The organism is Streptomyces sp. NPDC017448 (assembly GCF_044330565.1).
Classification (GTDB): Bacteria; Actinomycetota; Actinomycetes; order Streptomycetales; family Streptomycetaceae; genus Streptomyces.
In genome coordinates this window covers 115,061-136,042 of record NZ_JBIRLM010000021.1, presented here as the reverse complement: position 1 = coordinate 136,042, position 20,982 = coordinate 115,061, and the positions used below count along the sequence as shown (strand labels likewise).

Below are 20,982 nucleotides of genomic sequence, written 5' to 3'. Positions count from 1 at the left end.
CCAGCGGCGAACACCTCAAGACGCCCGTCCGCCGACCGCGCCGACACCACACGACCCGACTCCGCCGGATACACCAACGGCACAGGACCGGGCCCACTGCCGGGTGTGCAGGGCATGTCGACGCCGCGTTCCGCCAGGTAGGGGATCGGATCGACCCGCACGGACGCACCCGCGTTCCCCCAGACCCGGAGGTGGAGATGCGGGCCGCTGGACTGGCCCTCGCTGCCCATCAGCGCGATCTGCTGCCCGGCCCTCACCCGGTCGCCCACCCGGACGTCCCGCTGGTACATGTGGCCGTACTCGGTGATGGTGCCGTCGGGGTGCAGGATGCGGATCCACTGCCCGTAGCCGGGTTCGTACCCCGAGATGGTCACCTCGCCGTCGCCCACCGCGTGGATCGGGGTGCCGTAGTCGTTGGCGACGTCGATGCCGTTGTGCTCCCAGCTGTAGTACTGGGAGATGTAGCCGGCGGCCGGGCAGGCGGCGGCGAAGCCGGCGGCCCGGGGCGGGGCGGAAGCGGTCTCCGGCCCGGCCGGTGAGGCGACGGCCGGTCCCGGTGCGAGGAGGATCACGGCCAGGGCGAGCAGGAGCCCGAGCACCCGTCCGGGCAGGGGCCCGGACCGGCTTCGGGAGAGAGTGGGTATCACGCGATGCCTTCCGTCATGCCTTGCGCAGGCGGGCGATGACGCCGTTGATGTCGTCCCTCAGCAGCTCCCGGCGGACCCCGTGGCCGCCTTCCACCTCATGCGGCTCGTAGCCGATGCCGGCGCGGTCGAGGTGCCACTTGAACTCCCGCTGGGTGTTGAGCACCGTGACCTCGTTGGCGTATCCCTGGATGTCCTGGGGGCTGGTGCCGGCGACCAGGAAGATCCGCTTGTGCCGGTAGCTCTCGATGCGCTCGCACGGGTTGTCCGCGCTGACCCGCGCCTGGTCCCAGAGGGGGGCGCCGTAGACGGTGCCGCCGTTCAGTTCCACGGCGGCGGACGAGGCGTTGGCCCAGTGGGTCACCAGGTCCCCGTTGCCTCCGCGCAGGTTGGCCGGGCCGGAGTGGGAGCTGACCGAGGCGAAGTGGCCGTAGTACTTGGCCGCGTACTTCAGGGCGCCGAAGCCGCCCATGGAGAAGCCGGAGACGGCGCGGCCGTCGTACTCGGCGTAGGTACGGAAGTTGGCGTCGATCCACGGGATCAGCTGCGCGATGTGGAAGTGCTCCCAGTTGCGGGCCCCGATGTTGGAGCTCACCGGGTTCGAGTACCAGCCGGCGCGCCCGCCGTCGGGCATCACGACGATGAGGTTCTTCCAGGCGGTCAGGCCCCGGATGTCGTGATGCGCGTCGAAGGTGATGAAGTCCTCCAGGCCGCCGTGGAGGAGGTACAGGACGGGGTAGCGGCGCCCGCTGGTGTGGTAGCCGTCGGGGAGCAGCACGTTGACGGCCGGGGTCCAGCCGCCGATGGCGGAGGTCTGGAACCGGTAGTACCACATCCGGTGGTCGTGCTCGCCGCGTTCCGTGATGCGCAGGCCGAAGCCGTCGCCGACCGCCGCGGCCGGGGAGGCCGAGGCGAGAACACCTCCGGCGCCCAGGGCCGCCGCGGCGGTGAGCCCGCCGACGGACTTGAGGATGTTCCTGCGGGTGGGGTTCTGCGCGGTCAAGGGGACCTCCTGTGGGCGAGCGGGCACGGCCGGGGGCCCGGCCTCCGTTCCGGCGGGACCGGCGGTTCGGAAGGTAGCGACGCTCGCCCCGGAGAGGCACCCGGAACCTTACGGACTGACAGTGGGGGGCCGTGTCCTCTAGGGGGTCTCGCCAGAGGCCGCGACGGCCCGGGGGGCGGGGCTCGGCGATGGCTCCGGCGCGTGCGGCGAGCGGCGAGCGGCGAGCGGCGTGCGGCGTGCGGCGTGCGGCGTGCGGCCGGAACGTCGCGGGCGTCAGTCCGTAAGGTTCCGGATTCCACCGCCCCGGCGCCCCGTGTAGACCTGGCGTTCCCCCGTCGCCACGGCTGCTCCCCCCTCGGGGCGGCCCGACCGGGCGGCGTCCGCCGGAGGTTCGCCGCAGGGTGCCGACCGGCGACGGCCACCGGTCACGCCCGCCCGGGTGCGACCGGGCGTACGCGCGCCCCCTCCGGGCGTTCCGCTTCTCCGTACCACCGGACCCGCCGGTCCGGGCCCGGCCCGCCCGCGTCGCCCGGCCTCCGGCGCACCGCGCGGCGGGGGCCCTTCCCGCAAGCCCGTCGTACCTCTATCCGTCAGGAGCCCGAGTTGCGCGCACAGCATCCGACCCGCAGAGGCGTACTCAAGTCGATCGGCGGGATGTCCGCCGCGCTGGCACTCACCGGCGCGGGGGTCCTCACGGCGGGTTCCCCGGCCGCCGCGGGGCAACGCTCGGTCCAGCGCGTCCAGTCGGACGTAGGCGGCCCGATCACCCGCGACGAGATCCTCCTGCGCGCCCAGCACTGGGTGGATCTGAACGTCTACTACAACCAGAGGGACGAGCATCCGGACCTGGGCGGCAAGATGTACCGCACGGACTGCTCCGGCTTCGTCTCGATGGCGCTGCACCTGACCTACTCCCCCAGCACCGTGTACCTCGGCGACCACATGGACCGGATCGGCTGGGAGGACCTGCGGCCCGGCGACGCCGTCGGCACCCTCGGTCCGGGCACCGGCGGCGACGCGGGGCACGTCGTGCTGTTCACCGGCTGGGCCAACAACCAGCACACGCGCTTCTTCACCATGGAGGAGATGGGCGGGAGGGGGTCCGTCAGGTACGAGCGGCCCATCAACTACACGACGGACGGAGGCCGGTTCACCGCCGCGCCGTTCCGCTACAAGAAGGTCGTCGACGCCCCCGGCCGCCGCGCCGTGCACCCGTCCGAGTCGGGCCGCGTGGTGTCGGCGCGGTCGGCCGACGGGCGGTTGGAGACCTTCGCGGCCGGCGCCGGGGGCGTGTTCCACTCCTGGCAGACGGAGGCGAACGGAGGCTGGTCGGCCTGGCAGCCGATGGGCGGCCCGGGGAACGCGCAGATGGCCATCGCGCCCAACGCCGACGGCCGACTGGAGCTCGTCGCCATCAACGGTGACATCGCCCAGCACATCTACCAGACCGCGCCCTCCGGCGGCTGGTCCGGCTGGGAGACGTTCGGCACCGGTGGGCGCCATGTCGCCGCCGGCACCAACGCCGACGGCCGGATCGAGGTGTTCGCCTCCGGTCCGAAGGGGATGTTCCACAAGTACCAGACGGCGCCCAACGCCGGCTGGTCGGGCTGGGAGGGCACCGGCGGCGGTCCCGTCGAGGCCCGCCTGGAGATGGAGAAGTCCCCCGACGGCCGCCTTGAGGTGTTCGCCCTCAACGGTTCCGTCTTCGAGCACACGTACCAGCTCTCCCCCAACGGCGGCTGGGCCGGCTGGGAGCGCTTCGGCGAGGGCGGCCACGACCTGACCGTGGACCACAACGCCGACGGGCGCCTGGAGGTCTTCGCCTCCAATCCGCTGGGGGTCTTCCACAAGTACCAGGAGAGCCCGACCTCCTGGTCGGGCTGGGTGGGCACCGGCGGGCCGGCCGACGCGAAGCTCACCAGCGAACGCAACCCCGACGGCCGGGTGGAGATCTTCGCGATCAACGGCGAGACCGCCGCACACACCTGGCAGACCGGTATCAACGCCCCCTTCGGCGACTGGGCCACTCTCGGCACCGGTGGGACCGCGATCACCGCGACCGCCAACGCCGACGGCCGCATCGAGGTCTTCGGAACCAGCCATATGGGCGTCTACCACACCTGGCAGACCGGCTTCGCCTCCTGGGCCCCGTGGGAATGGCTCAACGGTTCCGGCCCCGCACTCGGCTGACCGGGCGGGGTGGGCGGCGGGGCCGGAGCCGGTGGGCCGCGCCGCCCGCCCCGGGGGGCGGCGGCGGTGAGCGCGGCGTCAGGGCGGCGCGGGCCGCTCAGCGCGGGGCGAGGTCCTCCGGGTGGAGGAGGCGCAGGTCGTCCAGGCTCGGTACCGCGACCGTGCTCAGCCGGCGGGCCTGGTGCGTCATCATCCGCTCCAGCGTCTGGCGGGCCAGACGGGCGTTGCCGAACGACGCTCCCCGGGGGACGGCGTCGAAGTGGGCCCGCAGCGCTTCCGCCGTGCCGGGGGCGCACTCGTAGCCGTTGTCGGCGGCGTGCGCAGAGACGATCGTGACCAGTTCGTCCGAGGAGTAGTCGGGGAACTCGACCCGGCGCGGGAAACGGGAGTCGAGGCCCGGGTTGGACGCCAGGAACCGGTCCATCTCCGCGGTGTACCCGGCCGCGATCACCACCACCTCGTCCCGGTGGTCCTCCATCAGCTTCAGCAGCGTCTCCACCGCCTCCTGGCCGTAGTCCGCGGAGCCGCCGGCCAGCTGCGGGGTCAGGGTGTACGCCTCGTCGACGAACAGGACCCCGCCCAGCGCCCGTTCGAACGCCTCCCGGGTCAACTGCGCGGTGTGGCCGACGTAGCGGCCCACCAGGTCGGCTCGGGAGACCTCGACGAGCTGGCCGCGCGGCAGCACCCCCAGGGAGGCCAGCAGCTCGCCGTAGAGCCGGGCCACGGTCGTCTTGCCGGTGCCGGGCGGCCCGGCGAAGATCAGGTGGTTGCTGGCGCGGGGCGCGGGCAGGCCGGCCGCCCTGCGGCGGCTCGCGGCGGCGAGCAGATGGACCAGGTCGCCCACCTCGCGCTTGACGGACGCGAGACCGACCAGGCTGTTCAGCCGCAGCAGCGGGTCCTCCGCCGTCTCGCCCTCCGGCGCGTCACCCGCCGGGGCGCCCACGTCCTCCGCGGTCAGCAGGACGAGCTGCCGCTCGTCCGTCTCCGCCAGAGCGGCCAGCCGGGACGCCTGCCGGTCCACCATCTCCTCGAAGACCTTGCGGGCGGTGCGGCCGTTGCCGAAGCCCGCGTCGCGGGGGATGCGGTCGAAGCGGGTGAGGAGAGCGGTGCGTGCCGCCGGGTCCAGCTCGTAGCGGTGGCCGGTGCACATCCGCTCCACGATCGTGACCAGCTCCTGGGAGGTGTAGTCGCTGAACTCGACGTTGCGGGTGAAACGCGAGGCGAGGCCCGGGTTGGACGCCAGGAACTCGGTCATCTCCTTCGGATAGCCGGCCGCCACGACCACCACGTCGTCGCGGTGGTCCTCCATCAGCTTCACCAGGGTGTCGATCGCCTCGCGCCCGAAGTCGGCGCCGCTGCCGCCGCCGTCGGAGAGCAGGGTGTACGCCTCGTCGATGAACAGCACCCCGCCCAGCGCCCTGGTGAAGGTCTCGGTGGTCTTGATCGCCGTGCCGCCGATGATCTGCGCGACCAGGTCCGCGCGCGAGACCTCCACCAGGTGGCCGGAGCGCAGCACGCCGAGCGAGGCGAGGATCGAGCCGTACAGCCGGGCGACGGTGGTCTTGCCGGTGCCGGGCGGGCCCGCGAAGACCAGGTGGCGGCTCATCGGCGGGGCGGGCATCCCCATGCTGGCCCTGCGCTGCGCCATCCGGTTGAGGTTGATCAGCGTCAGCACCTGCTGCTTGACCTCGTCGAGCCCGATCAGCGACTCCAGTTCGGCCACCGGGCCCGAGTCGGAGGGCGCGCCGGCCCCGACCGGGGCCGCTCCACCGGGCAGCCGCCCGTCGCCCGCCGCCTCCGCGTCCTCGGCGGTGCCCCAGGCGTCCGGGGCTCCGTTCTCCGCGCTGACCAGCCCCTCGACGGCGAGCCGGTCGCCGGCCACCGTCTGGCGCACGCCGCTGCCCCGGTTGGCGCGGACGGTGCAGCCGGTCAGCGTCACGGGGTCGGGGCCCTCCACGCGTATGCCGTCGGCGCCCGAGCCCGTCACCTCGCAGCCGTTGAGGGAGGCGCGAGCCCCGGCGGACACCCGGACGCCGCACTCGGCGGCGCCGGTCACCACGGCGCGTACGGCCGCCAGGTCGCCGTCGGCCTCGATGTGGACGCCCGCTCCGCCGGAGTCCTCCACCGCGGTGTCCCGCAGGGTGAGCGTGCCGAGCGCCCCGATGTGGACGCCTGCTCCGGTGGAGGAGCGCAGTCGGCCCTTGCCCACGAACACGTTGCCGTGGTCGGAGACATGGACCGCCGACTTCCCCGATCCCTCGACGACGCACTCCTCCAGCCGCCCCCGGCCGTCCTTGAGGACCTGGACGCCATGCGCGCCCGCCCCGGTGACGGTGGCCCGTTGCAGCAGCGGGTTGGCGCCGCTGCGGATCACGATGCCGCTGCCGCCGCTGCCCTGCACCTCGATGCGGTCGAACTCGGCGGACGAGTCCTCGTCGAGCAGGACGCCGGTCCCCTCGGCGTCCCGGACGACCGTGTCCGTCAGCACCGGCGAGGAGAAGCCGGTGATCCGCACGGCGGGTTCCCGGGCGGTCGTGAACATACAGCCCGTGAAAGTGCCACGGCTGCGTTCGGCCACCAACAGGCCGTGCCCGCCCGTGCGTTCGGTGGTGCAGCGGTTCAGCTTCGGCGAACTTCCGCCGCCCAGGACGAATCCGTGGCCGGTGGTGTCGCTGATCGCCACGTCCTCCAGGACGACCGGTCCCGTGGTGTTCACGAACACGCCGACGGCGGTCTTGCGGACCGTGCCGCGCACCATCCGGACCGAGCTCTCCTCCTCGACGGCGACGCCCGGCTTTCCCGTCGCCGATACGGCGCACTCCTCCAGAAGGACGCGGGCCCGCCCGTTGGTGAGGACGCCGTTGCCCCGGGTGTCCCGCAGTTCGCTGGTCCGGACGGTGATCCTGCCCTGTTCGCCGGCCACCAGGGCGGAGGTGCCCAGGTGTTCGACGACGCACTTCTCCAGGAAGCTCTCGGCCGTGGAGGTGGAGACCACGCCCGCGCCCGCCGGGTTGCTGATCCGGCACTGCCGCAGCCCCAGCGATCCGCCCTCCCGCGCATAGAGCGCTGCCCAGGCGGACCCGTGGACGTCGCACCGGTCCATCGCCAACTCGCCGCGCGGGGCGTCGACCACGGGGAGTTCGTCGTCGTGCCCGCGCAGCACGAGGTCCCTGACCATCACCGCGTCGCCGGTGAGCGTCAGCGCCGTCCCCCGCCGGGGCGCCAACTCGGCCGTTCCCGGGCCTTCGGAGGCGATCAGGGTGATCGCCGCGGAGACGGTCACGCACTCCTCGTACCGTCCCGGAGCGATGCTGACGACCGCCCCGGCGCGGGCCCTGGCGACGGCGTCCCCGACGGTGCGGTGGTCGCCCGTCCCGTCGGCGGCGACGATGAGCATCTGGCGTGACACGTTCGACCTCCCGGGCCCCCTGCGCCGTGGACACGGGCGGAGACGCGCGACATGTAGGGCGAGGGAAACTGCTGTTCCCATCATGCCTGTCACCGCAGGTCGACCGCCATCTCGGTCCGGGTCCGGATGGCCGCGGAGCACCGGTCCGGCGGTTCCGGAAGCATGTTCCGGCCGGGGGCGGAACGTCGCTACCATCGGCGCATGCGATCTTCGAGGTCCTCGGCGTCCCGCGCACTGGGACCGGCGGTTCTGGCGGCCCTGCTCCTGATACCCGCCGCCGCGGCTCCCGCGGGCGCGGCCCCGGGAAACCCGGGAACCCCGGGAAACGAGGACAGCCCCTCGCTGCCGGGCATCCGCGCCACCCTCGCCGACGGCCGCCCGTGCACCGCGGAGTCCGCCAAGAAGTCGGCGCGGGCCCCCTGGGCACAGAGCTTCCTCGGGGTGGAGAGGGCCTGGGAGTTGAGCCGGGGCGCCGGGGTGAAGGTCGCCGTCGTCAGCACCGGGGCGGACACGCGCCGGGTGCCCGCGCTGGACGGCCGGGTCACCGGCGGCCGGGACGTGGTGGCCGGCGGCACCGTGCGGGACGACTGCGTCGGGTACGGGACGTTCCTCGCCGGTCTCGTCGCGGGCGGGCGGCAGAAGGGCCTCGCGGCGGCCGGGATCGCCCCGGAGGCGGAGGTCGTCGCGGTACGGGCCACCGACAAGGGGGGCCTGACCACGCCCGAGGCGCTGGCCGAGGGGATCAGGGCGGCCACCGCCTCCGGGGCGCGGATCGTCCACGTGGCGCTGGCCGTCCCCTCCGCGCCACGGCAGCTGAGGGAGGCCGTCGCCGCGGCGCGGAAGGCCGGGGCGCTGGTGGTGGCGCCCGCGTCGGCGCGGGAGTGGGAGAGCGGGTCGGGGGCGGCGCGCGCCGAGAGCGGCCCGGTCTACCCGGCGGCGCTGCCCGGCGTGCTGGCGGTCTCCTCGGTGGGGCCCGGCGGCGAGCCTGCCGCGCAGGACGCGGAGCTGGGGCGGCGGACACGGCCGGGGCTGAGCGCCCCCGGCGTCTCGGTGACGGGCCCGGGGCCGGGCGGGAGCGGGCAGTTCACCGGCAGCGGCGACGCCGTCGCCGGGGCGTTCGTGGCCGGCACGGCGGCCCTGGTCCTCTCCTACCACCCCCGGCTGAGCAGCGAGCAGGTCGCGCACCGGCTGGAGGCCACCGCCTACGGGGCGGTGGGCGACGCGCCGGGCCCCGGCGTCGGGCCGGGGGTCGTCGACCCGGTACGGGCGCTCTCCGCCGTGCTCCCCGAGGAGCACGCCTCACCGCCGGCCCCGTCCGACGCACGGCACGCCTCGGCCGCCCGGGCCGTTCCCCCGCTCGATCCGCCGACCGCGCGCGACCACGCGCTGGCCGTGGTGGGCGGGGCGGTCGCGGTCACGCTGCTGGTCGCGTTCCTCGCCTTCGTCCTGCCCCGGGGGCGCCGCCGGGGATGGCGGGCGGGCCCGGCCGGCGGGTCGGCGGCGGCTGCGGACTGAGCACGGGGCGGCCGGGCCGGGCAGCCGCGCCGTACGGAGCCGAGCCGAGCCGCGGGTGAGGACCGATGCGCCGGCGCCGGGGGCACACCGCCCCGGGCGCCGGCCCCCGCCCCGCCTACTGCCCGTCGCCCGCCGCGTCCGGCAGCAGCGGGGTCTGCACCTGGACCACCCCCCGGCGTGTGATCAGCTGCGCCCGGCCCGCCGGGAGCTGCTTCGGCTTGGTGTCGTTGAACAGGTAACCCTCCGACGGCGGGCAGGAGAGCAGCGCGGCAGGCGTGTTGACCTCCAACAGACGGCGCAGCAGCGAGTCGTTCATCGCCCGGGCCGCCCCGTTGGCGCTGCGCGCCACGATCAGGTGCAGGCCCAGCTCCGCGCCCTGAGCCAGGTAGTCGAGCAGCGGCCCGAAGTGGTTGCTCATGCTGCCGCTGGAGACCATGTCGTAATCGTCCACGACCAGGAAGACCCGCGGACCGGACCACCAGTCCCGCCGCTTGAGCCGGGCGGGTGAGATGTCCGCGCCGGGCAGGCGTTCCTTCATGGCCCGCGCCAGGCCCTCCACCGCCTGCTTGAGCACGTCGACGGAGACCGCGTACCCGAGCCGGTGCGACTCGGGGATGCTCTCCAGCAGCCCGCGTCGGTAGTCGATCAGCAGGATTCGCGCCTGATCGGGGGTGTAGCGGTCGGTCACCGCCCGGCAGACCGTGCGCAGCAGGTTGCTCTTGCCGGTCTCCGCGTCGCCCACCACCACCAGGTGCGGTGTCTGGGCGAAGTCGTGCCACATGACGTCGAGTTGGCCACCCTCCAGCCCCAGCGGAAGGCGCAGGTCGCCATCGGCGCCGACCTCGGCCGCGGGCAGCTCGGAGGGGTCCAGCACGGCGGGCAGGGTACGGACCGGGGGTGCGGGCGGGCCCTGCCAGTGCTCGGCCACCCGGGCCACCGCGTCCGCGACGCCCGCCCCGAGGTCCGCGGCGTCGTCGCCGCCGTCCAGCCGGGGCAGGGCGGTGAGGAAGTGGTGCTTGGTCTCGGTCATACCGCGGCCGGGCGTCTTCGGGATGGTCGCGGCGGCCCGCATGTTGATCATGGAGTCCATGCTGTCGCCGAGCCGCAGTTCGAAACGGGTGCCGAGCTGGTCGCGCAGCGCGGTGGGGACCTCGGCCCAGCGGCTCGCCGCCACGATGAGGTGGACCCCGTAGTTGAGGCCCCGGGCCGCCAGCGCCGAGACGGTGTCCATGACCTCCATGAAGTCCTGGCGGATCGTGCCCCACCCGTCGACGACGAGGAACACGTCGCCGTACGGGTCCTCGGGGAACTCCCCGGCGGCCCGACGGGCGCGCAGTGCCGCCATGGAGTCGATGCCCTCGTCGGCGAACTGCTTCTCGCGCCTGGCCACCAGTCCGTGCACCTCGGCCAGCGTACGGTGCACCCGCTCCAGGTCCAGTCGGCCGGTGACCCCGCCCACATGCGGCAGGTCGCGGAGCGCGCCGAGCGATCCGCCGCCGAAGTCCAGGCAGTAGAACTGGACTTCGCGCGGTGTGTGGGTGAGCGCCAGCCCCATGATGAGGTCGCGTACGAGGGTGGACTTGCCGCTCTGCGGACCGCCGGCGATGCCGACGTGCCCGCCCGCGCCGGACAGTTCGGCGACCAGGGGCTCGCGGGCCTGGTCGAAGGGGCGGTCGATGACGCCCACCGGCACCGTCAACGCGCCGTGCAGGCCCGGGTCGACGGTGGTCAGGCCCCGCTCGGGGTGCGGTGCCACGCCCATCAGCAGCGTGTCCAGCGACAGCGGGCGGTCCAGCGGCGGCAGCCAGACCTGGTGGGCGGGCCTGCCGCCCTCCCGCATCCGGGAGACGGCCAGCGCCAGCAGGGTCTCCTCACCCGCCTCCTCCTTCGCCACCGGTTCCGGATCGGGTTCCGGGGCGGGGAGCCGGGGCGCGGTCCACTCCGTGCGGTACGGGACGACCTGCCCCGCGACGGCCGCGGCGGCGACCCTGCGGACGCTCTGGTAGGGGCCGGAGACGTACGCGGCCTTGAACCGGACCAGGGTTCCGGTGTCCTTCTTCAGGATGGCGCTGCCGGGCACGGAGGGGAGCTGGTAGGCGTCCGGTACGCCGAGGATGCCGCGGCTCTCCATCGAGGAGAACGTGCGCAGGGCGATCCGGTACGACAGGTGCGATTCCAGCTGGGTCATGCGGCCCTCGTCCAACCGCTGCGAGGCGAGCAGCAGATGGACGCCGAGGCTGCGGCCCAACCGCCCCACCATCACGAACAGGTCCATGAAGTCGCGGTGGGAGGAAAGGAGTTCGCTGAACTCGTCGACCACCACGAAGAGCGTCGGCAGCGGTTCCAGTACGGCGCCCGCCGCCCGGGCGGCCTCGTACTCGTACGCCGACGTGTAGTTCCCGGCGCTGCGCAGCAGCTCCTGGCGGCGCATCAACTCGCCGTGCAGGGCGTCCTGCATGCGGTCCACCAGGGCGGACTCGTCGGCGAGGTTGGTGATCACCGCCGAGGTGTGCGGCAGCTCCTCCAGTCCGAGGAAGGTGGCGCCGCCCTTGAAGTCGACGAGGACGAAGTTCAGCTTCTCCGACGAGTGGGTGAGGGCCAGCGCCAGCACCAGAGTGCGCAGCAGCTCGGACTTGCCGGAGCCCGTCGCGCCGATCAGCACGCCGTGCGGGCCCATTCCGCCCTGGGCCGCCTCCTTGATGTCCAGTTCGACCGGGGAGCCGTCGGCGGCGAGGCCCAGCGGCACCCGCAGCCTGGCCCGCTCGCTGCGGTCCTCGCGTACGGCGTCCAGGTCGACGGTGTGCAGGTCGGCGAGGCCGAGCAGGGTGGTCAGCTGGACGTCGGAGGTGAGGGCCTCGCCGTTGTCGGAGGTGACGCCCATCCGGCGGGGGGACATCAGGGTGGCCAGCGCCCTGGCCCGCCGGGGGCTCAGCGCGTCGGGCCTGCCGAGCGCGGAGGCGGTCTCCTTCCCCGACCGGTCGGTGCCGACCAGCTCCAGCCGCTGCCCCGTGGTGCGCAGCCGCAGCGTGTGGCGGAACGGCTTCCAGGGCAGGGAGCCGGAGACGTCCAACGTCACCGTGTTGCGGTAGCCGTCGGTGGCGAGCCGGGAGTCCTCGGGCGTCCGGGCGCTGTCCAGCACCACGACGCAGTAGGGCTCTTCGGCGCTCGGCACCGCGTCCGGCTCGAAGGGGGGCCGGCCGGTCAGCTCGTCGCCGAGCAGCGATTCGAGACCGAGGACGGAGTCGGTGACGAGCCGGACGGGCCCCCCGCCGTCGACGTCGGTCGGATGCTGGTTGTGCGGCAGCCACTTCACCCACTCCCACGCGTCCCGGCGGTCGTGGTCCGCCAGCACCACGATGCGCAGGTCCTGCGGGGCGTGGAAGACGCTGAGCTGGGCCAGCAGGGCGCGCACCATCGCGTGCGCGGCCTCCCGGTCGGACTGCAGCAGGACACGGGCGTAGGTGCGCAGGTAGACCGCGACGGGCTGGTCGGGCACGGTGCCGTACGCCTTGATGAAGCGGCGCAGGGCGTGGGCGGACAGCGGCTCCAGGTCCTCCACCGGCTTGGTGCTCAAGGGGGTGAGCCGGGTCGCCAACTGCTGTTCGCCGACGCCGATCCGCACCTCGGCGAAGTCCGCGTGCGCGGCCCGCCGCTCCCACAGCCTGGACGTCGGCACCAGGCTCCACAGCGACTCGGGGTCCGGGTGGGACCACGCCTGCGCCTCGCGCTGGCGGTCGATCACCTTGCGGACGCGCCTGCGGCTGATCGCCAGGTAGCGCATGTAGTCGCGCCGCTCGCCGAGCAGCGCCCGCTTGCGGTCCCCGGAGGCCCGCACGATCTGCGAGACCAGCATGCCGACGGCCGAAAGCGCCATCAGGCCGATGGCGACGTACATCATGGGGCCGCCGCCGCTGCCGGGGCGCAGGAAGATGAGCACCATGCCGAGCGAGCTGAGCGCCATCGGCATGTACGTGATCATGTTGCCCATCGCGCTCTGCGCCTCCGGCACCGACGGCGGCTCCTGGAGGCTCAGTTCGCCATGGGGCATCTCGGGGCCAAGACGCCGGGGAGGCCTCTTGAAGAGGACCACGCTCAAAGGGAATCGCCTTCCTGAGGGATGCCGGCGGGTGCCGTGCCGTGCTGCGGGGTGACGGGAGGGTGAACGCCGGTGAAACCTCCGGCGGAGCCCGGGAGGCGGGGGAAGCGGAACCGTCGATCCCGGGCGGTACCCCACAACCTACAGACTGCACACACAAGTTAATGTGATCAATCTGACCGCGTCGACCACTGTCCTGGAAGGCGATGAAACGCGCTTGACCGACATATCCGCGGCACTGCTGTGCCGTCTCACGGTGATGACGCCCGACCGCACCGTCGAACTCGCCGTACCGTCCGACATCGTGCTCGCCGACCTCCTGCCGACCATCGTCGACCACGGGGGCGCCGAGCTGTACGAGCGCGGTGCGCAGGCGGGCGGATGGGTGCTCCAGCGCCTCGGCCAGGAGCCCCTCGACGAGGAGAGGACGCTCGGCGACCTCGGCCTGCGCGACGGTGAGACCGTCCATCTGCGGCCGCGCCGGGACGCCCTCCCCGAGATCCACTACGACGACCTCGTCGACGGGCTCTCCAGCAGGCTGCGGGAGCGCGCCGACTCCTGGCGGCCGGTGTGGTCGCACCACCTCATGACCGGGCTCGCCCTGAGCGCGCTCGCCGCCGGCCTGCTGCTCCTGCTGCTGCCCGGCCCCGCGGGGCTCAGGGCGGTCTGCGCGGCGGCGACCGCGATCGTCCTGCTGGCCGGTGCGGCCGCGGCGTCGCGGGCGGTCAGCGACGTGGGGGCGGGCGGCTCGCTCGGCGCGGCGGCCGTCCCCTATCTCGCGCTGGCCGGCTCGCTGGTGCCGCAAGGGGCCTCGTCCGACGCGGAGTGGGGGGCCCGGCTCCTGGCGGGCTGCTCGGCCGCGGCGGGCGCCGCCGTGCTCGCCGTGGCCGCCGTGGGCGCGTGCGCGCCGCTGTTCCTGGCCACCGCGCTGGCCTCGGCCCTCGGGGCGGTCGGCGGGGCCCTGATGCTCCTCGGCGTCCCGGCCCCCGGCACGGCGGCGGCGCTGATCCTCGCGGTCGTCCTGCTGGGGCACTTCCTGCCGTCGCTGGCGTTCCGCCTGTCCGGGCTGAAGGTGCCGCTGCTGCCGACCAACACGGGCCAGCTCCAGGAAGGCATCGACCCCACCCCGGACGAGGTGGTCACCGCCCGTGGCGCCGTCGCCGACCAGTACCTCACGGGCCTCTACGGCGCCACCGGGCTGGTGGCGGCGGGCTGCCTGACGGTGTCGGCGTTCCAGGCGTCCTGGGCGCCGCTCACCCTGGCCGCGGTCCTGTGCGCGCTGATGTTCACCCACGCGCGGGCGATCGGCGGGGCCTGGCAGCGGCTCGCCGTCGTCCTGCCGGCCGCCTACGGCTCCGCGCTGCTGGCGGTGCTCCTGGTCCTGGAGGCCGACGCCGGCTCCCGGCCGCTGCTGCTCGCCGGGCTGCTGGCCGTCGCGGCCGTGCTCGCGATCACGGGCTGGACGCTCCCCGGACGCCGGCTGGTGCCGTACTGGGGGCGGGCGGTCGATCTGCTCCACCTGTTCCTCGCCATCGTCCTCGTCCCGCTGGCCCTGCTCGTCACCGGTCTCTACGGATACCTGCGCGGCCTCAACAGTTGACCCCGGCGGCCGGCGGCCCCGGCGCCCCGGGCCCTCGCTCGCCGGGCCGATGCCCGGCCGGAAAGGCAAGGAATGCAGTCCAGGCGGGACCAGGTCCACGCGCACATGTTCGTCATGAGCCGGCTGTCGCTGGGCATGCTCCGGGACGACCCGGACGCCCCCGAGTCGCCGCACCGGCGGACCACGAAGGGCTTCGTGATCGGCCTCGTGGTCGCGGCCCTGGCGGCGCTCGTCGTCGCGGTGTACGGGCTGGTGGTGCCCGGCGGCTCGAACGCGTGGAAGGCCACCGGCACGCTGGTGCTCGACGAGCGTTCGGGCGCCCGCTACCTCAGCGTCGACGGGGTCCTCCACCCGGTCCTCAACGAGACCTCGGCCAAGCTGCTGGCCGGCGACCGCATGAAGGTGGTGAGCGTCAAGCCCGCCTCCATCGAGGATGCCCCGCGCGGTGCGGTCCTGGGGATCGTCGGAGCGCCGGACCCGCTCCCGCAGGCGGGTGCGCTCAGCCGCGACGCCTGGTCGGTGTGCGCCACCCGGCCCGACGCCGCCGAGGACCCGCTCCTCACGCTGGCCGTGGGCCTGGCCGCCGAGGGCCGGCCCGTCACGTCGGGCCGGACCACGCTGGTCCGCACCGTCCCCGGGGATGCCGCGTACCTGCTGTGGCACGGCACCCGCATGCGGCTGAACCCCGCGAACTACGCGGTCCAGTCGCTGGGTTACGACGCGGACGCGGCGTACCCGGTCCCGGAGGCGTTCCTCAACGCCCTGCCGTCCGGACCGGACCTGGCCGTGCCGGAGGTGGACGGCCGGGGCAAGGCGGGCCCTCCGCTGGCGGGCCGCCCGACCCGGATCGGGCAGCTCTTCGACGGCCCCGGCGGCCACTACCTGCTGACCCGGCAGGGGCTGACGAAGGTCACCGCCCTGGAGGAGGCGCTGGTGAAGGGCGATCCGCGCACCCAGCGCACCGCCTACGCCGGTGAGGCCGTGACCCTGCGCGGGATCGGCCCGGACGACCTGGCGCGCCACCGGAGCCCGAGCACGGAGCGGCTCGTGGGCGCCGGCGGCGGCAAGGTCCCGACCGGTCTGCCCGAGGCCGGCCCGGTCCGCGCGGGCGAAGGCGTCTGCGCCGTCGTCGGCACCGCGGACGGCAGGCCGACGGTCTCGGTCGTCCTGCCTCGGGCGGAGGCGGTGGCGGGCAGGGCGGTGTCCGACCAGCCGGGTGTCACCGCGGGCCCGGGGGTCGCGGACATGTTCGCCGCCCGGCCGGACGGCGGCGCCCTCGTCAGGGCGCTCTCCTCGGCGGGCACCGGCACGGCTTACCACCTGGTGACCGGGGCGGGCGCCACGTACCCGATTCCCGGGGGCGAGAAGGGGCTTCAGCGGCTCGGCTACCGGGCGGACCAGTCCGTGCCCGTCCCGTCGGGCGTTCTCGGGATGCTGGCTTCGGGGCCCGCGCTGGACGGAACGGCGCTGTTGGCCGAGGGCCTCGTGGAGGCGCCGCAGGGCGGGTCGGTCGATAAGCAGCCGACCGGCTCGGGGAATTGAGCTTTATTTGAGCAAAGCAAAGCCTCGACGCCCTTCCCCCGGCGACATTTCCGCAGCTCACACCAGGAGTGAAGGTGAACTCTCAGGTAACCGGGGCCCTTTGGTTCCCCCCGCGCCCTACCGCGTATTAATCTGATGGTCGCCGGCCCCCGGAGGGGGCAATTCCCGAAGCGGTCGGCCCCGTCGTGCCCCCGCGTTCCCCGCAGCGTCCAGGAGGACTCTCAATGTTCGATGTTGCCGGTTTCAACATTAATTCGTCGGACGGACTGTCCAACGACGAAACGGCGATGCTGGAGACGCTGCAGAAGATGGGCCGGCACCTGGATGACATGGAAGCGGCGGGCAAGCTGGTCGGCTCCATCAACAACGAGGTGCTGCAGGCGTACCGGGCCAGGTCCTCGCAGACCCACGCGAACGCCATCGAGGAGTGGATGAAGATCCACGCCCGCGTCACCGAGCGCACCCGGTTCTTCATGGAAGGCACCAGGATGGCCACGAACCTCCTCAAGGACGCCGAGGACGAGTCGAACACCCTCGCGCTGGACATCGCCAACACGGTCAACCCCAAGTAGCCCCGGCGCTCGCCTCTTCCCCTCCCTCCCTTCCCTTTCCCGAGGAGTTCCCCCATGTCCGTCCAGATCAGTCACTCGGCGCTCCAGGCCGCCATCAGCAAGATGAACATGGCACAGAAGGAGATGGTGGAGGGCCTCACCTGGATGGAGAACAACTTCGTCCGGCTGCGCGACACCCTGAACGGTGAGACCCGCCTCTCCTGGGAGGAGTTCCAGGCCGAGCTGAAGACGCTCAAGACCAACCTCAACACCCAGTACGAGACGGCCACCGCGACGCTCCAGAAGATGCACGTCCGGCAGAGCGAAGGGGACACCTCGGGCAGCCGCGTCGTGCGGAACGCCCAGGGCAGCTGACCCGACCCGCGAACGGACCTGGAGGGGCGAGCATGGCTGCGGATGAGATTCCTGGTGACATCTACCAGTCGACCGAGGGCGTCTACCTCGATTTCGCGAACAACAAGATCCCCACTTTCCGGCGCCATCTCACGGTCAACTCGCACTACGTGAGCATGGGCGCGAAAATCCCGCTCGGCCTCGGGAACCCCGAGAGGTGCACGCAGGCGAAAGCGCTCGACACCCAGTTCGAGGCCTATCGCAACGCCATGCGCGGCCGGTACGAAACGGCCATCACCCTGCTGAACACCTTCTCGGACAGCCTCCGGGACGTGGAGATGACCCACCGGGAGGCCGAGGACGACTCGGAGGGCATCGGCAAAACCCTCCTCGACGAGTTCTCCGCGATTCTGACGCCGAAGGGAAAGTGAAACCATGGTCGAGGTGCCCCCCGGGATGCCTGCCAAGTGGGAGGACATCCTCGCCATGTTTCACGACGGCACCACCAAGCTTCCCGACCGGAACGCTGTGGCGGGCCCCGGCGCCAAGTCCTGGATCACCCGCACGGTGAACGGCAAATGGTTCGTCAGCGACGACCCGGCGGGGAAGGCCAAGGAGTGGGGTCTGGACGGGTGGCACGCATTCTCCTTCCCGGGGTACACCAGACAGCTCATGTTCGGATTCGGTTACGACTGGACGAACTTCGGCAACGACGGCGGGGCGCTGGCCGAATTCACCGGAGCGGCCGAACCGATTCTGACGTCGGTGTCGTCCGGGAAGAACAAGGACGCCAATCCGATCCTGTCGAGCAATGCGGCCACGATCCTCAACAACATGGACGACTGGACCGATGGCTGGGTGAACCAGTTCAATATCTGGGCGGAAAGCGTCGGTAACGGTGATGCGCAGCTGAAAGGGGAGACCGCCGAGCTCTTCGAAGCAACCCTCCTGGCGGTGAGGCGCGCGTTGCAGGAAACGTACTCCTATTACATGGACGGTGAGCTGCAGAAGCAGCTCACCGCGGTGAGCACCCAGTTGGGGACCACCATCTGGACGCTGCGGAACAACGCCTGGAACTGGTTCAACACGAGGCAGCCCATGGGGGGTTCCGGCCAGTCCGAGAGCGGCCCCGTCTCCATGGCCTTCACCCACCTGCAGACGAGCTTCCTGAAGTCGGTCACGGCTCTCGTCCCCTTGTCGGACTACGACACGTCGAAGGAGCCGGGACTCAACTGGGACGCCATCCAGACGGAGGCGAAGGCGAATTGGATCGCCGGGGTCGTGAAAGGGCTCGACGACGAGTCCGCCCAGCCGATGTCCGACCTGGCGACCGCCTACGAGACGGCGACCATGAAGTTCTCCGACGCGAACGCCATCGTGAAGCCGAAGTTCACCATCTCGCTGACGGCGGACGAGCAGAAGGAGTTCTACGGCGCCGCGGGCCCGGGCGGTGAGGACGACGCGGGGACGGGTGGCACCGACGACATTCTCAACAAGTTCAAGGAGATGTTCGGCGGAGGCGGAGGCGCAGGTGGCGGCGGCACCGGCACCGACGGGAGCGGCAACGACACCGAACTGGACGTCCCGCCCCCGGTCACCGGCCCGAACGGCAGCACTTCCGGGTCCAACATCCCCTCCGGCGCCAACCTTCCGAACACCAAGAACCTCCTCGCGCAGAACCCGGTCACCGGCCCCAACGGCAGCACCTCGGGGACCGGCGGCGGCCCCCTGTCCCTGCCCCCCGGATCCCGTATCGACCCCAGGACGGGCGCCGTCACCGATGCGCGGGGCAAGCCGGTCACCGGCCCGGACGGCCGGCCCCTGGTCGTACCGCCCGGCTCGACGCTGGGGCCGGGGGGTAAGATCATCCCGCCGCCCACGACCCCTGTCCCGAAGGGGCCGACCCTGCCGAACGGCTCCTCCTCCGGGGGCCTGACGCACGGCCTCCGGGTCGACTCCAACGGGAACATCATCGTGCCCAAGGGGGTCAAGGTGGACGCCCAGGGGAATCTGATCGGCGCGGACGGCAAGCCGCTGACCAACGCGTACGGCGGAAAGCTCACCGTTCCGCCGGGCTCCCGCATCAACCCGGACGGGACCATCACCGACCCGCAGGGCAAGCAGATCACCCAGAACAGCAACAGCCTGAAGACCCGCAACCCCATGACGGTGGACGACCTGCTGAACAACCAGCGGCGTCCCTCCACGTCGAGCGGTGACGTCTTCGGCAGTTCGAAGGGGGGATCCAGCGATCTCTTCGGCGGCTCGAAGGGCCTCTCCGACGGGTTGCGGAGGTCGGTCGACAGCAACGGCAACACGATCCGCGAGGCCGTCTCCGGGCCCTCCGGGCTCAGCAGCCGTGCCCGCACCGCCCTGGGGCTGCCGGTGGTCCCCGCCGCACCGACCCAGGGCACGTTGGCCACCCAGTCGGGCAGCGTGCTCGGACGGAGCGGAGCGCTCGGCGCGACGGGGAGCGGGATGCCGTTCATGCCGCCGATGGGCATGGGCGGCGGCGCCCCGGGCGGTGGAGGCGCCGGGAGCGGCAACGACCGGCAGCGCAACGTCTGGCTGTCGGAGGACGAAGAGGTCTGGGGCACGGAGCCCGAGGCCGGAACGGGTGTGATCGGGCGATGAGTTCCGCAGGAGCCGCGACGGGCGGCACGCAGGCGGAGGCGGGGGCCGGCGAGGCCGGCGCCGCCATGCCGCCGGTGCCGGACGACATCCGGGCGGCGGCGCGCACCGCTCCCGACCACTGGTTCGGCACGGTCGACCCGGCGTGGCGCGGGGAGGGCGAACCGCCGCTGTGGGCGGTGATCGGCCAGTGGCGTTCCGACGCCCACGGCGAGATCGTCGAGTGGCAGCGCAACGAGGACTACCGGCCGTCGCCCGGCATGCTCGGCTGGCCCGAGCCGACCGACGACGTGGACGCCGCCGCGCAGCTCGCGGCGACCGGTTACGGGCCGGTCGAGAACGTCGCCCTGGCCGCGGTCGCGGCGGAACTGGCCGTGCTGACCGCTCCGGACGGCGGTGCGGTCAGCGCCTGCACCCCCGAGGGCGACCCGGTGGTCCCGGTGTTCACCTCGCCCGAGCACCTGAGGCGGGCGGGCGCGCTCGCCCACCGGGTGCTGCCCCTCGCCGAGGCGTTCGCCCTCGTACCCGAGGGCCAGGACCTCTACCTCAACCCGACGGGCCCCGTCGCCCTGCGACTGTCCGCGGACGACCTGTCCCGAGCGGTCGACGCACTGGAAGCCGCCGCGGAGTCGGGGGCTTCCGAAGCCTCCGCGTCGCCGGTGGCGGAGGAGGAGCAGAACTGATGTCGTTCCAGGAGCAGCTCGCGGAGGCCATGGCCCAGCTCGCGGAGCAGACGAAGAAGATCCAGGAGGTCCAGGAGGAGCTGGCCAGGACGTCCGCGTCGGCGACCTCGAAGGACCGGATGGTGACCGCGTCGGTCAACGCCCACGGGGAGATCGTCTCGTTCAAGTTCCACACCGAGGGCTACCGCACGATGCCGGCGGCCCAGCTCGCCGAGGTGCTGAAGACCACCGTCAACGCGGCGCGCGCGGAGGTGGGTTCCAAGGTGAGCGGCACCGTACGGCCCCTGATGGGCGCCCAGGAGGAGTTGGCGAACGGCTTCTTCGGAGGCGGTGGCGAGCTGGACGATCTGCTGGCCCCGCTGCGCGCGATGCAGCCCGAGGGGTTGACCGAGACGGTGCTGGGCAAGGACCGCAGGCCGTCCGCGAACCGCGGCGAGGAGGACGGGTTCTATGGCTGACGGAACCCTGAGCGTTCCGGGCGATCTCCCGCGGCGGTTCACCCAGTTCGGCGAGATCGCGAGGATCGTCAACGAACTGGGGACGCTCAACGACCGTATCAACGTGGCGAATCGAACCGCGGGTGGCAAGGACGACGTGTACGCGAAGGAGTACCACAAGTTCGTCGACTCGACGGGCAAGGGGCTCACGTACGGCCTCGAAGGGCTCTCCGAGCTGCTCGACATGGTCGGCATCAACGGCAACACGGCCTCGATCATCCTGAACGACGCCGAAGAAGACGCCAACCACCTCGCCGCCGGCTGAGC

Annotated in this window: 15 protein-coding genes; 11 read left to right on the top strand and 4 right to left on the bottom strand. The window is 72.6% G+C overall.

Features of this window, described 5'->3' with window-relative positions; genetic code table 11:
* A partial coding sequence (locus ACH4K1_RS27745) for a M23 family metallopeptidase (protein WP_398092302.1) occupies nucleotides 1-647 on the bottom strand: 647 nt, incomplete at its 3' end.
* 13 nt (nucleotides 648-660) lie between these two features.
* On the bottom strand, nucleotides 661-1,647 hold the full coding sequence (locus ACH4K1_RS27740) for an alpha/beta hydrolase (protein WP_398092301.1): 987 nt from the start codon (nucleotides 1,645-1,647) through the stop codon (nucleotides 661-663).
* 603 nt (nucleotides 1,648-2,250) lie between these two features.
* On the opposite strand from ACH4K1_RS27740, the gene ACH4K1_RS27735 reads away from it, so the two are divergent.
* Nucleotides 2,251-3,837: a hypothetical protein gene (locus ACH4K1_RS27735; RefSeq protein WP_398092300.1), complete on the top strand. Its 1,587-nt coding sequence runs from the start codon at nucleotides 2,251-2,253 to the stop codon at nucleotides 3,835-3,837.
* 97 nt (nucleotides 3,838-3,934) lie between these two features.
* Here ACH4K1_RS27735 and ACH4K1_RS27730 read toward each other — a convergent pair whose 3' ends face one another.
* Complete coding sequence (locus ACH4K1_RS27730) at nucleotides 3,935-7,234, bottom strand: right-handed parallel beta-helix repeat-containing protein (protein ID WP_398092307.1); 3,300 nt, start codon at nucleotides 7,232-7,234, stop codon at nucleotides 3,935-3,937.
* A 213-nt stretch (nucleotides 7,235-7,447) separates the two neighbouring features.
* On the opposite strand from ACH4K1_RS27730, the gene ACH4K1_RS27725 reads away from it, so the two are divergent.
* Nucleotides 7,448-8,761: a S8 family serine peptidase gene (locus ACH4K1_RS27725; protein WP_398092299.1), complete on the top strand. Its 1,314-nt coding sequence runs from the start codon at nucleotides 7,448-7,450 to the stop codon at nucleotides 8,759-8,761.
* Between the two features lie 115 nt (nucleotides 8,762-8,876).
* On the opposite strand, the gene eccCa is transcribed toward ACH4K1_RS27725, so the two are convergent.
* Nucleotides 8,877-12,809 (bottom strand): type VII secretion protein EccCa, encoded by a 3,933-nt coding sequence (eccCa, locus tag ACH4K1_RS27720; protein ID WP_398092298.1) that lies wholly within the window; start codon nucleotides 12,807-12,809, stop codon nucleotides 8,877-8,879.
* Nucleotides 12,810-13,074: 265 nt separating this feature from the next.
* Between eccCa and eccD the strand changes: the two genes are divergently transcribed.
* From eccD to ACH4K1_RS27675, 9 genes are all read left to right on the top strand, one after another.
* Nucleotides 13,075-14,457 (top strand): type VII secretion integral membrane protein EccD, encoded by a 1,383-nt coding sequence (gene eccD / locus ACH4K1_RS27715; RefSeq protein ID WP_398092297.1) that lies wholly within the window; start codon nucleotides 13,075-13,077, stop codon nucleotides 14,455-14,457.
* A 72-nt stretch (nucleotides 14,458-14,529) separates the two neighbouring features.
* On the top strand, nucleotides 14,530-15,999 hold the full coding sequence (eccB, locus tag ACH4K1_RS27710) for a type VII secretion protein EccB (RefSeq protein WP_398092296.1): 1,470 nt from the start codon (nucleotides 14,530-14,532) through the stop codon (nucleotides 15,997-15,999).
* Between the two features lie 224 nt (nucleotides 16,000-16,223).
* A complete protein-coding gene (locus ACH4K1_RS27705; RefSeq protein WP_073766179.1) occupies nucleotides 16,224-16,571 on the top strand; it encodes a hypothetical protein in 348 nt (115 codons plus the stop codon).
* Between the two features lie 54 nt (nucleotides 16,572-16,625).
* Nucleotides 16,626-16,925, top strand: coding sequence for a hypothetical protein (locus tag ACH4K1_RS27700; protein WP_228991255.1), 300 nt, complete (start codon nucleotides 16,626-16,628; stop codon nucleotides 16,923-16,925).
* A gap of 32 nt (nucleotides 16,926-16,957) precedes the next feature.
* The gene (locus tag ACH4K1_RS27695) at nucleotides 16,958-17,335 is read left to right on the top strand and encodes a hypothetical protein (protein ID WP_398092295.1); all 378 of its coding nucleotides are present in this window, start codon (nucleotides 16,958-16,960) and stop codon (nucleotides 17,333-17,335) included.
* 25 nt (nucleotides 17,336-17,360) lie between these two features.
* Nucleotides 17,361-19,538: a hypothetical protein gene (locus ACH4K1_RS27690; RefSeq protein ID WP_398092294.1), complete on the top strand. Its 2,178-nt coding sequence runs from the start codon at nucleotides 17,361-17,363 to the stop codon at nucleotides 19,536-19,538.
* Entirely contained in the window at nucleotides 19,535-20,218 is a 684-nt protein-coding gene (locus tag ACH4K1_RS27685; protein WP_398092293.1) for a type VII secretion system-associated protein, read from the top strand. The genes ACH4K1_RS27690 and ACH4K1_RS27685 overlap by 4 nt, the downstream gene beginning before the upstream one ends.
* A complete protein-coding gene (locus tag ACH4K1_RS27680) occupies nucleotides 20,218-20,676 on the top strand; it encodes a YbaB/EbfC family nucleoid-associated protein (RefSeq protein ID WP_398092292.1) in 459 nt (152 codons plus the stop codon). The genes ACH4K1_RS27685 and ACH4K1_RS27680 overlap by 1 nt, the downstream gene beginning before the upstream one ends.
* Nucleotides 20,669-20,980, top strand: a complete 312-nt coding sequence (locus ACH4K1_RS27675) for a hypothetical protein (protein WP_073766189.1) — start codon at nucleotides 20,669-20,671, stop codon at nucleotides 20,978-20,980. The genes ACH4K1_RS27680 and ACH4K1_RS27675 overlap by 8 nt, the downstream gene beginning before the upstream one ends.
* Nucleotides 20,981-20,982 lie beyond the last annotated feature (2 nt).

Excerpts from the sequence above, each read along its gene's own strand:
- ACH4K1_RS27730 (WP_398092307.1), bottom strand. The coding sequence starts at position 7,234 with ATGCTCATCGTCGCCGCCGACGGGACGGGCGACCACCGCACCGTCGGG.
- ACH4K1_RS27725 (WP_398092299.1), top strand. The coding sequence starts at position 7,448 with ATGCGATCTTCGAGGTCCTCGGCGTCCCGCGCACTGGGACCGGCGGTT.
- eccCa (WP_398092298.1), bottom strand. The coding sequence starts at position 12,809 with ATGCCCCATGGCGAACTGAGCCTCCAGGAGCCGCCGTCGGTGCCGGAG.
- eccB (WP_398092296.1), top strand. The coding sequence starts at position 14,530 with ATGCAGTCCAGGCGGGACCAGGTCCACGCGCACATGTTCGTCATGAGC.
- ACH4K1_RS27705 (WP_073766179.1), top strand. The coding sequence starts at position 16,224 with ATGTTCGATGTTGCCGGTTTCAACATTAATTCGTCGGACGGACTGTCC.
- ACH4K1_RS27700 (WP_228991255.1), top strand. The coding sequence starts at position 16,626 with ATGTCCGTCCAGATCAGTCACTCGGCGCTCCAGGCCGCCATCAGCAAG.
- ACH4K1_RS27695 (WP_398092295.1), top strand. The coding sequence starts at position 16,958 with ATGGCTGCGGATGAGATTCCTGGTGACATCTACCAGTCGACCGAGGGC.
- ACH4K1_RS27690 (WP_398092294.1), top strand. The coding sequence starts at position 17,361 with ATGCCTGCCAAGTGGGAGGACATCCTCGCCATGTTTCACGACGGCACC.
- ACH4K1_RS27685 (WP_398092293.1), top strand. The coding sequence starts at position 19,535 with ATGAGTTCCGCAGGAGCCGCGACGGGCGGCACGCAGGCGGAGGCGGGG.
- ACH4K1_RS27680 (WP_398092292.1), top strand. The coding sequence starts at position 20,218 with ATGTCGTTCCAGGAGCAGCTCGCGGAGGCCATGGCCCAGCTCGCGGAG.
- ACH4K1_RS27675 (WP_073766189.1), top strand. The coding sequence starts at position 20,669 with ATGGCTGACGGAACCCTGAGCGTTCCGGGCGATCTCCCGCGGCGGTTC.